Annotated in this window: 13 protein-coding genes; 8 read left to right on the top strand and 5 right to left on the bottom strand. The window is 62.9% G+C overall.

Annotation, left to right across the window (positions count from 1 at the left end):
- Positions 1 to 54 precede the first annotated feature (54 nt).
- Positions 55 to 939 carry a DMT family transporter gene (locus tag NKH52_RS00165; RefSeq protein WP_032909476.1) on the bottom strand — a complete coding sequence of 295 codons (885 nt, stop codon included), beginning with the start codon at positions 937 to 939 and terminating at the stop codon, positions 55 to 57.
- A gap of 200 nt (positions 940 to 1,139) precedes the next feature.
- The gene (locus NKH52_RS00160; protein WP_127289754.1) at positions 1,140 to 1,547 is read right to left on the bottom strand and encodes a DUF2000 family protein; all 408 of its coding nucleotides are present in this window, start codon (positions 1,545 to 1,547) and stop codon (positions 1,140 to 1,142) included.
- Between the two features lie 48 nt (positions 1,548 to 1,595).
- On the opposite strand from NKH52_RS00160, the gene NKH52_RS00155 reads away from it, so the two are divergent.
- A complete protein-coding gene (locus NKH52_RS00155; RefSeq protein ID WP_352732597.1) occupies positions 1,596 to 2,465 on the top strand; it encodes an AraC family transcriptional regulator in 870 nt (289 codons plus the stop codon).
- Positions 2,466 to 2,489: 24 nt separating this feature from the next.
- Here NKH52_RS00155 and NKH52_RS00150 read toward each other — a convergent pair whose 3' ends face one another.
- Positions 2,490 to 2,960 carry a MarR family winged helix-turn-helix transcriptional regulator gene (locus NKH52_RS00150; RefSeq protein WP_127289750.1) on the bottom strand — a complete coding sequence of 157 codons (471 nt, stop codon included), beginning with the start codon at positions 2,958 to 2,960 and terminating at the stop codon, positions 2,490 to 2,492.
- A 215-nt stretch (positions 2,961 to 3,175) separates the two neighbouring features.
- Positions 3,176 to 3,907, bottom strand: coding sequence for an intradiol ring-cleavage dioxygenase (locus tag NKH52_RS00145; protein ID WP_352732598.1), 732 nt, complete (start codon positions 3,905 to 3,907; stop codon positions 3,176 to 3,178).
- 201 nt (positions 3,908 to 4,108) lie between these two features.
- Between NKH52_RS00145 and NKH52_RS00140 the strand changes: the two genes are divergently transcribed.
- The 4 genes from NKH52_RS00140 to NKH52_RS00125 all read left to right on the top strand — a co-directional run bounded on the left by NKH52_RS00140 (position 4,109) and on the right by NKH52_RS00125 (position 7,137).
- Positions 4,109 to 5,161 carry a CobW family GTP-binding protein gene (locus tag NKH52_RS00140; RefSeq protein ID WP_352732601.1) on the top strand — a complete coding sequence of 351 codons (1,053 nt, stop codon included), beginning with the start codon at positions 4,109 to 4,111 and terminating at the stop codon, positions 5,159 to 5,161.
- Between the two features lie 91 nt (positions 5,162 to 5,252).
- Positions 5,253 to 5,531 (top strand): type II toxin-antitoxin system TacA family antitoxin, encoded by a 279-nt coding sequence (locus tag NKH52_RS00135; RefSeq protein WP_127289746.1) that lies wholly within the window; start codon positions 5,253 to 5,255, stop codon positions 5,529 to 5,531.
- Positions 5,528 to 6,055, top strand: a complete 528-nt coding sequence (locus tag NKH52_RS00130; RefSeq protein ID WP_352732604.1) for a GNAT family N-acetyltransferase — start codon at positions 5,528 to 5,530, stop codon at positions 6,053 to 6,055. Before NKH52_RS00135 ends, NKH52_RS00130 begins: the two co-directional genes overlap by 4 nt.
- Before the next feature lie 107 nt (positions 6,056 to 6,162).
- The gene (locus tag NKH52_RS00125; protein WP_352732606.1) at positions 6,163 to 7,137 is read left to right on the top strand and encodes a WD40 repeat domain-containing protein; all 975 of its coding nucleotides are present in this window, start codon (positions 6,163 to 6,165) and stop codon (positions 7,135 to 7,137) included.
- A 6-nt stretch (positions 7,138 to 7,143) separates the two neighbouring features.
- Here the strand turns inward: NKH52_RS00125 and NKH52_RS00120 are convergent, their stop codons facing one another.
- Positions 7,144 to 7,596 (bottom strand): hypothetical protein, encoded by a 453-nt coding sequence (locus NKH52_RS00120; RefSeq protein ID WP_352732609.1) that lies wholly within the window; start codon positions 7,594 to 7,596, stop codon positions 7,144 to 7,146.
- A gap of 156 nt (positions 7,597 to 7,752) precedes the next feature.
- Between NKH52_RS00120 and NKH52_RS00115 the strand changes: the two genes are divergently transcribed.
- From NKH52_RS00115 to NKH52_RS00105, 3 genes are all read left to right on the top strand, one after another.
- A complete protein-coding gene (locus tag NKH52_RS00115; protein WP_352732612.1) occupies positions 7,753 to 9,132 on the top strand; it encodes an aspartate aminotransferase family protein in 1,380 nt (459 codons plus the stop codon).
- 32 nt (positions 9,133 to 9,164) lie between these two features.
- Positions 9,165 to 10,550, top strand: coding sequence for a glutamine synthetase family protein (locus NKH52_RS00110; protein ID WP_502908001.1), 1,386 nt, complete (start codon positions 9,165 to 9,167; stop codon positions 10,548 to 10,550).
- Positions 10,551 to 10,636: 86 nt separating this feature from the next.
- Entirely contained in the window at positions 10,637 to 11,872 is a 1,236-nt protein-coding gene (locus tag NKH52_RS00105; protein ID WP_352732615.1) for a putative DNA modification/repair radical SAM protein, read from the top strand.

The following is an 11,872-nucleotide window of genomic DNA, read 5'->3' as shown; positions in this document are numbered from 1 at the left end:
ACTTCCAGACCTAAACTGTTTAAAGGCGGCGTTATGCCACCGATCGGGGGCAAATCAAAGTTTTTTTGCCAACGCTTCGGCCTCGACATCCGAGGCCGCGCGGCTCCGCAGCCGAAGCCTATGCTCGCGATGGACGATGTAGAGGCCGCTGGCGACGATGATGGCGGCGCCGACCAATGTCCAGCGGTCGGGAAACTGCTTGAAGACGATCCAGCCGGAAATGATCATCCACACCATCTGCGAATAGGGATAGGGCGCCAAAGCCGTGGTCGTCGCCAGCCGGTAGGCCTGGACCAGCAACCAGTGGCCGACGCCGCCGAACACGCCGAGCATCAGCAGCACGAACCAGTGCCAGCCATCATGCGGCAGGGAAAACGAAAACGGCAGCAGGGGCAACAGCAGCAGCGCCGGCGCCAGCGCCGAAAACAGGATGAGGCTCTCCGATGTCTCGGTCGCCGACATGCGGCGCGTCATGATGACGTAGAAGCAGTTCGACAGCATCGAGCCGAGCGCGAAGAGATGTCCGATGCCGAAAACGCCGACGCCCGGCCGGGTGATGATGAGGACGCCGGCAAAGGCCGCCAGGATGGCCAGCCAGCGCCGCCAGCCGGCCCACTCGCCAAGCAGCGGACCGGCCAGTGCCGTGATCACCATCGGCCCGAAGAAATAGATCGAGGTTGTCTCGGCCAATTGCAGGGATTTGAGCGCCAGGACATTGAATATGGTCGATCCGAACAGGAACGCGCCACGCAAGATATGCGCCGGCAGGTTGACCGGACGAAACCGCACCGGTTCGCGCCAGCCGCGCAGCAGCGCGCCGACCAGCACCACATGCACGGCAAAGCGCACCCAGGCAACGACCAGCACGGAAACGCCGGCAAGGACGAGGTATTTGCTTGATGTGTCGAGGAAGGTGAAGCAGACATAGGTGGAAAGCATGCACAAGATCGCCACCGGGGGCGTCGCGCTTTCTACATGTCTTTGGGGAGCACTCACTTGCAGGCCGGGTGGGAAGCTGGGCTGAAGCCCACCTTTGCGGGAATTGCCGGCTCCCGGCAAGGCAATTGTCGGCTGTCGCCACGCCAAAGCCGGCTGGCACAACAAGTGTCGGCGGCAGGCTTAGTCGATACCTTTGAAAGCTACGGGTGCATACGGGTGCCCTTGGTGATCTTGTCGACCAGCTTCTTCTCGGCGCGAAGCGCGATCCCGACCACCTTGGCGTCTTCAGGCGCGAATTCGGCGAAGACGGCGCGGTTGGCCGCGTCAAAGCCGGTCGAAAACATCTCCTCGACATAGAGCGAGGTGGTCACGCCGCGCTCCAGCGTGCGCCGGTGGATCGTGCCCAGCGTCGTCTGGTCGGCGGACAAAACGATGACCGGCTGGATCGACAGCGGGTTGTAGAGATTGCCGGCGCGGTCGTGATAGGGCTCGCCGATGATGTCGGGAAACTGGGCGACGATGCCGCTGGTCAGGAAAGCGGTGACGTTGAGTTTCTGCCAGACCGGCAGATCCTCCCGGAGCACGATTGCAAATTTCGTATCGAACATGAGACATTGGCCATTCGGTTGTGCCCCAATGCGAGGCTGAAGGAGACGATGTCGCACGATCTAGACAGCCAGGCTTTCAAGGGTCTTGGACGTTTGTGCGTCGATGCGGCGGAAAACCGTATCATCTCCGCCCCCGATCCCGCAGGCATGGAGCGGATCGAGGCGCGCTTCCATGGCAGCGCGTTCGACCTGCATCGCCACGACACCTATGCGATCGGGGTGACGCTGCACGGTGTGCAGACGTTTCGGTATCTCGGCGCTGCGCGCCGCAGCCTTCCGGGCCAGATCATCGTGTTGCATCCCGACGAGTTGCATGACGGCGGCGCCGGCACCGAGGACGGCCTGCGCTACCGAATGCTCTATCTGGAGCCGTCGCTGATGCTCGCCTGCCTTGGCGGCGCTTCGCTGCCTTTTGTCAGGGATGGCGTGGTGACGGACGCCGCCTTTTGCGCAACGCTGCTTTTGGCGCTGGGGCCGCTGGAGCAGGAACTCGACGAGTTATTCGTCGACGACTTTCTGACGCAACTGATGCAAAGCCTGATCCGGCATGGCGGCCAGCCGGCGAAGCCGATGACCAGGACGGCGTGGCGGGCGGCTGCGCTGGCGCGCGACTATCTCACGGAAAACCTGAACCGGCCGGTGCGCTCCGGTGAACTGGAAGCGGTAACCGGGCTTGATCGCTATGCCTTGTCACGGCATTTCCGTGCCGCTTTCTCCACCAGTCCACATCGCTTCCTGGTGATGCGCCGGCTTCAGCGCGCGCGGCGGATGATCGCCGCCGGCGAACCATTGGCACAGATCGCGGTCGAAGCCGGCTTCAGCGACCAGAGCCATTTCATCAGGCAATTCAAGAAGGCGTTCGGCATGACACCGGGACGCTGGTCGTCGCTGATCCAGGGCTCTGCCGCGGCGGCCTGATCGCCTGCCGCGACAATCCGCCGGTCAGTCGTCCGATTCGGCGTCGTCGTCGATGAGCACCAGTTCCTCGTTCGAGAGGTTGGCCTCGATGCGGGCAAGCAGTTTGAACAGCGACTTCTGGTCCTTCTTGTCGAGGCCCTTCAGCGCCTGCTTTTCGGTCTTCTTCACCGATTTCTCGATGGCGTGGATGATGTCGCGACCGGTGTCGGTGAGGAAGATATGCGCCTGACGGGCATCGGCCGACGAAGCGCGCTTCTCCAGAAAACCCTGCGCCTGCAGCCGGTTGATAGTCTTGGTGATGGTCGGCGGGCGCACGCCGAGGCGTCCGGCCAGATTGCCAGGCGTCTGGCCGTCCTCACGGTCGAGCGACAGCATGATCTGGTCCTGGCCGGCATAGAAGCCGTGCGCCAGAAGCCGCGCCGCCAGCGCCGTTCTTGCCAGCCTTGCCGCCGAATGCAGCCGGCTCATTGTCGCAGTCTTGTCCGCCTTGGCCATGGTCTTCCCTCTTCGGCCGTACCGGTGCGGGCAGCATAGAGGCAGCCGGCCGGTTGGCAATCGACGATCAAAAAGATTCCGGTGCTTCAAACAGCTTTGCCGGCAAGCATTGTGGTGTCCGCCGTGGCTAATGCCAGATGTTTATTTCAGTTAGATGACAAACGAATTCCCCGTCGGAGTTTTCGTCGCAAGCAGGGTGGTGGAGTGACCGCCGCTCAGCCAGGCTTCACCGCTACGATCATCAGCGCCTGATAGGCATCCTCCAGCTCGCGCAGCGCGGCCTGCGATTGCGGTCCGGCCTGCCTGGCTATGCCGTCCGCGGCATTCGAGGTGTCGCGCTTGCCCGGCCGGTCGTTGTAGGGTGCGACCCTGGTGAAAATCTGCTCGCTGAGGCTGTCCGGGAAGAACAACTGTCCGGTCATCACCGAATTGTCGTCAGGGAAGACCTTGAAATGGATGTGGGTGGTGCGGCCGCGATACCAGCCGGGATAGATGGTGGCGAAGGAAACGATGCCGCTCGCGTCGGTCTTCTGCCAACCACGCAGGAAGGTCTGGCCCGACGTGTCGACGTCGCGGCCGTCACCCTGTCTGGGATAGCCGGAATAGGCGCCTTGCGCGTCGCAATGCCAGATGTCGACGCGGGCGCCGGCAAGTGGGCGGCAGTCCGCGTCGACAACCTGCAGCCGAACGTCAAGGGCTATGCCCTTCTTGCCTTCGGTGACGTCCGCACGTTCGAGTTTCGGGTCGAAATAGAACGGCCCCTCGGTCACTTCGGGCGTAATGGTGCAGACACCGGCGCCGTTTTCGAACAAGGCCAGTCCGGCATAGGGTAAAGTCTGGTCTGCTATCGCGGCGGCGGGCAGGAAGGCACCACCGCCGGCGGTGACCGCGATCAAACCGAGCGCCTGGCGCCGGCTCATTGAGAAGGAGGATGGCTTGCCGGACATATCTTGCCTCTCGAATTGGCCTCTCGTATCCTGATCTGGGCGGTCACAGCGGCTCTCGCCAATGAAAATTCGGCAATGTCGGCAAGCCGGTTTGGCCCATCGGTTTGCCCCGTGCAAAAGCCCGGCACACACCCTATATGGAGCCGACATTCCCTTTTTCTCAGGCCGAATTTTCGAGGCCCAGCACTTTCGAGGCAAGCCATGAGCGACGCACAGACGCAGATCCCCGTAACCGTTCTCACCGGCTATCTCGGCGCCGGCAAGACGACGCTGCTCAACCGCATCCTGTCGGAAAACCACGGCAAGCGCTACGCCGTCATCGTCAACGAGTTCGGTGAAATCGGCATCGACAACGATCTGATCGTGGAATCCGACGAGGAAATCTACGAGATGAACAATGGCTGCGTCTGCTGCACGGTACGCGGCGACCTGATCCGCGTCGTCGAGGGCCTGATGCGCCGGCCAGGCCGCTTCGACGCCATCGTGGTCGAGACCACCGGGCTCGCCGATCCGGTGCCGGTGGCGCAGACCTTCTTCATGGACGACGACGTGCGCTCCAAGACCAGGCTTGACGCGGTGGTGGCACTGGTCGACGCCAAGCACCTGCCGTTACGGCTCAAGGATTCCAGGGAAGCCGAGGACCAGATCGCCTTCGCCGACGTCGTCGTGCTCAACAAGACCGACCTCGTCACATCAGAAGAACTCGCCAAGGTCGAGGCAACGATCCGCGCCATCAATCCGGCGGCGAAGATCCATCGCACGACGCGAGCGGGCGTCGACCTGACCGAAGTGCTCGACCGCGGGGCCTTCGACCTGTCGAGGGCACTGGAAAACGACCCGCATTTCCTCGATGCGCATGACGATCACGATCATCATGACCACGATCATGACGGCCACGATCACCACCACCATGATCATGACGGGCACCACCATCACGCCCATGCGTCCGACATCCATGACGTGACGGTGCAGTCGGTGTCGCTGCGGGGCGGCGAGATGGACCCGAAGAAATTCTTCCCGTGGATCGAGAAGATCACCCAGATGGAAGGCCCCAACATCCTGCGGCTGAAGGGCATCATTGCCTTGAAGGGCGACGACGAGCGCTATGTCATCCAGGGTGTGCACATGATCATCGAGGGCGACCACCAGCGCGCCTGGAAAGACGGCGAAAAACATGAGAGCCGGCTGGTGTTCATCGGCAGGGAACTCGACGCCGAACGGCTGGAGAAGAGTTTTGATGCCTGCCAAGCCTAGGTCATCCTTCGTAGCGCTACTCAGTGCGGGTTGAATATCTCCTCGTGTACACATATCATGTGTACACGATATTAGCGGCGAGGAGTGACCTATGCCTAGATCAGCCGACAACAAGACCGAGCGCTACCAAATCCGCATTCCGGCTGAGCAGAAGGCGATGATCTCCCGCGCCGCAGCGCTGTCGCACAAGGACATGGCCGACTTTATCCTCGACAAGGTCGTGCCCGAAGCGCAGGCCGTGATCGAAGCAGCCGAGATGACGAAGGTGTCCGGTCGCGATTTCTCGCGCATCCTCGACCTGTTGGAGCACCCGCCAAAGCCAAACGCCAAGCTCAAGGCCGCGATCGCTGCCTTGCCGGCTACTCTGTGACGCTTCCATCCTGGCACGAAGAACCGATTGCGAAACGTCATGATCGGGCTTCCTTCGATTGCGGCGACGCTCAGATGCACGATTTTCTGCGGCGGTTCGCGCGACAGAGCCACGACCAGAATGCAGCCAAGACCTTCTGTGCAATCGATGATACGGCTTCGGAGCGTATCCTCGGTTTCTACACAATCGCACCGTCCGCAGTCGCCCATGAAACCGTACCCGAAGCCATGACGAGAGGCTTGGCGCGACACGAGGTTTCCGGTTTCAAGCTTGCACGGCTCGCGACCGACCGCACCGTCGCAGGGCAAGGGCTTGGCGGTCAGTTGCTTGCTGCCGCGGCGTTGCGCTGCCTACGGCTTGCCGGCGAGGGCGGCGGCATCCTACTCATCATCGATGCCAAGAGCGAGCGGGCGGCAAGGTGGTATGCCAGTTATGGCGCCGAGCCCCTCCAAGGATCGGATTTGACCCTGGTGATGCCCCTGGCGACGTTCGCAATCGATCTGCGGGAGAGAGGGCTGCTTTGACAACCGCCTCTCGCGACTTGCCTAACCTCATGGTTGCCGGAACCGCAAACGTCGAGTAAGCCGCCCGGGCTGTCTCTACAATCTCGTCCAGGTGAATAAGAATAGTCATGCCCACAGTCGCCCCGCTTGATCTCGAAGGCCATTGCATCGCCGCCGTCTTTCTCGGTGACGTGCCGCATTTCGCGATGGCCGACGGCGTCGTCCATCGGCTCGACCATGGCCACAAGACAGTTCAGGCCAATGACGGGCTGCTGGCCGCCTTCCATGATGCGGCCAACGACCGGCTGATCACCGGCGGCGAGGACGGCAAGGTGTTTGCCGTGAAAGCGGGCGGCGAGGCCACGGAATTGGCAAGCGCCGCCAGGAAGTGGATCACCAGCGTTGCCGCCGGGCCGCAGGGCGCCATCGCCTATGCCTCAGGCAAGACAGCCTTCGTGCGCTTTGCCGACGGCAAGACCAGGGAATTCGCCCATCCGCGTTCGGTGGAGGGGCTGGCCTTCTCGCCCAAGGGCATGCGCTTCGGCGTTGCCCGCTACAATGGCGCGACGCTGCATTTCCCCGCCGCCGAGGGCAAGCCGGTGGAACTCGAATGGGCCGGTGCCCACACCGGCGTCACCTTCTCTCCCGATGGCGCCTTCCTCGTCACCACCATGCAGGAAAACGCGCTGCACGGCTGGAAGCTCGCCGACGGCAAGCACATGCGCATGACCGGCTATCCCGGCAAGGTGAAAAGCCTGTCGTGGAGCGTGAAGGGCAAGTGGCTGGCGAGTTCCGGCGCGCCGGCGGCGATCGTCTGGCCGTTTTCCGGCAAGGACGGCCCGATGGGCAAGGCGCCGCTGGAGCTCGGCACGCGCGGCAACGCCATGGTGACGGCTGTCGCCTGCCACCCGAGCCAGGATGTCGTTGCCGTCGGCTATGATGACGGCATGGTGATGGCGGTGCGTTTTGCCGACGCCAAGGAAGTGCTGTTGCGGCGGCCGGGCAAGGGCGCCATCACCTCGATGATGTGGGACAAGGAAGAACGCCGTGTCGCCTTCGGCAGTGCCGCCGGCGATTGCGGCGTCATCGATATCACGGCCTGACCCCGCTCACTCCGCTCCGCACGACACTTTGCCGTTGATTTCAACCGGTTTGCCGTCCTGGTCCGTATCCGCCGCGGCGTCGTAGACGGCGAGCGTATAGCTCCCGTCGTAGACGCCTTCGTCGCTGGTCTTGGTCAGGATCGTCAGTTCAACCGAGTTGATCTTTTGCGCGGCCTCGTGCTCACGATAGATGTTCAGCCGCAATTCCTTGCCGTCGAGCCAGTACTGCGTCAGGTTGGAATCCTCGAACACGGTCTTGCGCAGGGTGTCGCCGGCAGGCCGGCTCAGAATTTCGAGGTTGCCGCGAAAGTTGAAGGTCGGCCCGCCCATGCCTCTGGTGACGCCTGCCTCGACCTCGAATGTCGCCGCCGTGTCCTCGGTGGAGCACCAGATGCCGCCCGAGGCAAAGGCAGCGCCAGCCGACGACAGAAGCATTGCCACACATATGATCGTTCTCATTTTGCCCCTCCACCTCAAATCCCGCTCATATTGGCGCTGACTTCGGCAGCACGGTCAAGCGCCGCTGCCAAAGGCTGAGCCAACGCAGGACAGATGCGCGGCCAATTGCGGATGCAGACACGGATTGGCTAAGAGGGATCGACCAGAGGGGTTTTCATGCACAGCGACACGTCCAGGACGTCCATCGGCGGCATCGGCCGCGACCGCATTGCCGATTTGCGCGAGACCGAGGGGGCAGCCTTCCGCAAGGCGCGGCCGCAATCGCAGGCAAAGGCCGGCAACGGCCTGCCCGGCTTCTTCGGCGGCGTCCCTATGCACTGGATGAACGACTGGCCGACGCCGTTCCCGATCCTGGTCGACAGCGCCAGGGGCGCGACGATCACCGATATCGACGGAAACAAGCTCGACGATTTCTGCCTTGGAGACACCGGCTCGATGTTCGGCCATTCGCCGCCGTCGGTGGCCCGCGCCATCCGCCGGCAGGCCGGACGAGGCCTGACCTATATGCTGCCTTCGGAGGATGCGCTCGCCATCGGACCGTTGCTGCAGCAGCGCTTCGGCCTGCCGTTCTGGCAGATCGCGACGACGGCGACCGACGCCAACCGCTTTGCATTGCGCGTTGCCCGCGCAATCACCGGCCGGGAGAAGATCCTGGTCTTCAACGGCTGCTATCACGGCTCTGTCGACGAGACGATGGTGCGGCTGATCAACGGCAAGCCCGTCAACCGGCCGGGATTGGCCGGCGAGTTCCGCGACCTGACCCGCACGGCCAAGGTCATCGAGTTCAACGATGTTTCAGCACTCGAAGCCGCGCTTGGGGATAAGGACGTCGCCTGCGTCATCACCGAGCCGGTACTGACCAATTCCTGCATGGTGCTGGCCGATCCGGGTTACCATGACGCCCTGCGCAAACTGACACGCCAAGCCGGCACGCTGCTTCTGATCGACGAGACGCACACGATCTCGACCGGCCCCGGCGGCTATACGAGGAAGTATGGCCTCGACCCGGACCTCTTCGTGCTGGGCAAGCCGATTGCCGGCGGTGTGCCGGCCAGTGTGTGGGCGATGAGCGATGATGTCGCCTCGCGCTACGCAGCCTACAACAGGGATAAGGACCCGGGCTATTCCGGCATGGGCACGACGCTGTCGGCCAACCCGCTGCAGTTCGCAGCGATGCGCGCCACGCTTGAGGAGGTGATGACCGAGGGGAATTACGACCGGATGGACCATCTGGCGCGGCGGCTCGATGCCGGACTGACCGGCGTGATCGATCGCTATCGTCTGCCCTGGCATGTTTCCCGCGTCGGCGCCCGCGTCGAGTTCATCTGTGCGCCCGGTCCGCTGCGCAATGGCGCCGAGGCGGAAATGGCGCATGCACCGGAACTGGAGGCCGCCATCCATGTCGCGCTGGTCAATCGCGGCGTGCTGATCGCACCCTTCCACAACATGATGCTGATCTCGCCGGCGACCTCGGCTGCCCAGGTCAACCGGCTGATCACCGCCTTCGGCGCGGTTGCGGCGAAGCTTGCGGCATGAGACAAGCGGCGATGGACCACCCCAATGCCATGATGACCTCACCTTCGGGCTCGACACCTGCCGAGGCGCAAGCCTTTCTCGACGCCCATCCCGAGATCGAGGCCTTCGATATCGTGCTGACCGATGCCAATGGCGTCGGCCGTGGCAAGATCGTGCGCCGGCATGAGTTGAAGAGCATCTTCGAGGGCGGCCGCCACATGCCGATCTCGATCCTCGGCCTCGACATCACCGGCGAGGATGTGCACGAGACCGGACTGATCTGGACGACCGGTGATGGCGACCTCAGGGCATGGCCGATCCCCGGCACGCTGGTGCCGCTCTACGGTACGAGCCCGCCGCGCGGCCAGTTGCTGATGGCGATGTACATGCTCGACGGCCGGCCGATGTCGTCGGATCCGCGGCTGGCGCTGGCTCGGCAGGTGGAGATCCTGGCGGCCAAGGGTCTGTACCCGGCCGGAGCCTTCGAACTCGAATTTTTTCTACTTGCCAATGAGCGCGATGCCGACGGCAAGGTGCAGCCCGCGCGCGCCGTGCTCGACGGCCGCGTCTCGGGCAAGACTGAAGTCTATTCGGTCGATCATCTGCACGGCATGGAGCCGCTGTTCTCCGACATCTATGCCGCGGCCAAGGCGCAAGGCATTCCGGCCGAGACGGTGATTTCCGAATATGCGCCCGGCCAGTACGAACTGACGCTGAACTACCGCAAGGATGTGATGCGGGCGGCCGACGATCTGGTCATGCTGAAGCGGCTTGTGCGGGCGCAGGCGCGCCGCCATGGCGTCACCGCCTGTTTCATGGCCAAGCCGATCGAGAAATATGCCGGCTCGGGCATGCATTTCCACGTCTCGCTGCAGGACAAGGCCGGCCGAAACGTCTTTGCCGAAGCCGGCGGCGAGAGCTGGTCGCTGCCGCTGCTGCAGGGGCTTGGCGGCCTGATCCAGACGATGGCGGAATCGATGCTGGTGTTTGCACCGCACGCCAATTCGTGGCGGCGCTTCGTTTCGCAATCCTATGCGCCGGTGGCGCCGACCTGGGGTGTCAACAACCGATCGGTGGCCTTACGTGTGCCGGCCGGCGACGCCAAGAACCGGCGCATCGAGCACCGGCCGTCCGGCGTCGACGCCAACCCTTATCTGATCGCCGCGACCGTGCTCGCCGGCATCATCAAAGGCATGGATGAAGGCCTCGATCCGGGTCCCGAAACGACCGGCAACGGCTATGAGGCAGCGGTCACGCGCACGACCATGCCTGTCGACTGGCGCGCCGCGATCGAAGCGGCGCGGACGTCCAGCTTCCTGAAGAACGCGCTCGGCGAGGACCTGCACCGGACCTTCGTGGCGATCAAACAGTCCGAGTATCTGCGGGTGGCACGCACGGTCAACGAACTGGATTACCACCTCTATCTGCACGAGGTTTGATGGGTTCATGATGGGCGGCGATCACTTTTTCGCCGCCTCCATCAAATGAGGTAGCGGATCTCCTGTTCAGAACATATCATGAACATATGAGCGCACTTACCGTCCGTGAAAAGCTGGCGATCCTCTCCGACGCCGCCAAATACGATGCCTCCTGCGCCTCTTCCGGTGCTGCAAAAAAGGATTCCTTGAAATCCGGCGGCATCGGCTCCACCGAAGGCAGGGGCATCTGTCATTCCTACGCGCCGGATGGCCGCTGCATTTCCCTTCTCAAGATCCTGCTGACCAATTTCTGCATCTACGATTGCAGCTATTGCATCAACCGCTCGTCGTCCAATGTGCGGCGCGCCCGTTTCACCATCGAAGAGGTGGTGAAACTGACCATGGATTTCTACAGGCGCAACTATATCGAAGGCCTGTTCCTGTCCTCCGGCGTCGTCCGCTCACCGGACGAGACCATGGGCGAGATGGTCGAGGTGGCACGCCGACTGCGCTTGGAGGAGAAGTTCTCCGGCTACATCCATCTGAAGACGATCCCGGAAAGTTCGGCGGAACTGGTCGAGAAGGCAGGGCTTTATGCCGACCGGCTGTCGATCAACGTCGAACTGCCGACCGATGAGGGCGTGAAGCGGCTGGCGCCCGAGAAGAAGCCGGAGACAATCCGGCTTTCCATGGCCAGGCTGCGCCAGAAGATGGAGGAGAAGGCTGAGCCGACTTTGAAGACCAAGAAGCGCGAACGCTTTGCGCCGGGCGGTCAGTCGACGCAGATGATCATCGGCGCCGACAAGACATCCGACGACGGCATCCTTCACACCAGCGCGCGGCTCTATGGCAGCTATCATCTGCGGCGCGTCTATTACTCGGCTTTCAGCCCCATTCCGGATTCGTCATCGTCGCTGCCCTTGCTGAAACCACCGCTGATGCGCGAGCACCGGCTCTATCAGGCCGACTGGCTGATGCGGTTCTATGGGTTTTCACAGCCGGAAATCCTTGCCGGGAGCAGTGACGGCATGCTCGATCTCGCCATCGACCCGAAGCTCGCCTGGGCGCTGCGCAACCGGGGACAGTTTCCGGTCGACATCAACCGCGCCGACCGCGAAGCGCTGCTGCGGGTGCCGGGTCTCGGCACCAAGGTGGTGGCGAAGATTTTGGAGACGCGCCGGCACCGGCGCATGCGGCTCGAGGACGTCGGACGGATCTGCCAGTCGGTCGCCAAGCTCAGGCCGTTCATCATCGCCGAAGGCTGGTCGCCTGGTGCGCTGACCGACAAGGCCGGCCTGCGCGACAAGATCGCCCACTCCTGCGAACAATTGTCGTTGTTCTGA

The organism is Mesorhizobium sp. M1066 (assembly GCF_040318635.1).
Lineage (GTDB): Bacteria > Pseudomonadota > Alphaproteobacteria > Rhizobiales > Rhizobiaceae > Mesorhizobium.
This window is presented reverse-complemented; position numbering and strand designations above follow the sequence as displayed.

Coding starts and splice junctions, on each gene's coding strand:
- NKH52_RS00120 (WP_352732609.1), bottom strand. CDS start 7,596: ATGAGAACGATCATATGTGTGGCAATGCTTCTGTCGTCGGCTGGCGCT.
- NKH52_RS00115 (WP_352732612.1), top strand. CDS start 7,753: ATGCACAGCGACACGTCCAGGACGTCCATCGGCGGCATCGGCCGCGAC.
- NKH52_RS00125 (WP_352732606.1), top strand. CDS start 6,163: ATGCCCACAGTCGCCCCGCTTGATCTCGAAGGCCATTGCATCGCCGCC.
- NKH52_RS00150 (WP_127289750.1), bottom strand. CDS start 2,960: ATGGCCAAGGCGGACAAGACTGCGACAATGAGCCGGCTGCATTCGGCG.
- NKH52_RS00155 (WP_352732597.1), top strand. CDS start 1,596: ATGTCGCACGATCTAGACAGCCAGGCTTTCAAGGGTCTTGGACGTTTG.
- NKH52_RS00165 (WP_032909476.1), bottom strand. CDS start 939: ATGCTTTCCACCTATGTCTGCTTCACCTTCCTCGACACATCAAGCAAA.
- NKH52_RS00135 (WP_127289746.1), top strand. CDS start 5,253: ATGCCTAGATCAGCCGACAACAAGACCGAGCGCTACCAAATCCGCATT.
- NKH52_RS00145 (WP_352732598.1), bottom strand. CDS start 3,907: ATGTCCGGCAAGCCATCCTCCTTCTCAATGAGCCGGCGCCAGGCGCTC.
- NKH52_RS00105 (WP_352732615.1), top strand. CDS start 10,637: ATGAGCGCACTTACCGTCCGTGAAAAGCTGGCGATCCTCTCCGACGCC.
- NKH52_RS00160 (WP_127289754.1), bottom strand. CDS start 1,547: ATGTTCGATACGAAATTTGCAATCGTGCTCCGGGAGGATCTGCCGGTC.
- NKH52_RS00110 (WP_502908001.1), top strand. CDS start 9,165: ATGACCTCACCTTCGGGCTCGACACCTGCCGAGGCGCAAGCCTTTCTC.
- NKH52_RS00140 (WP_352732601.1), top strand. CDS start 4,109: ATGAGCGACGCACAGACGCAGATCCCCGTAACCGTTCTCACCGGCTAT.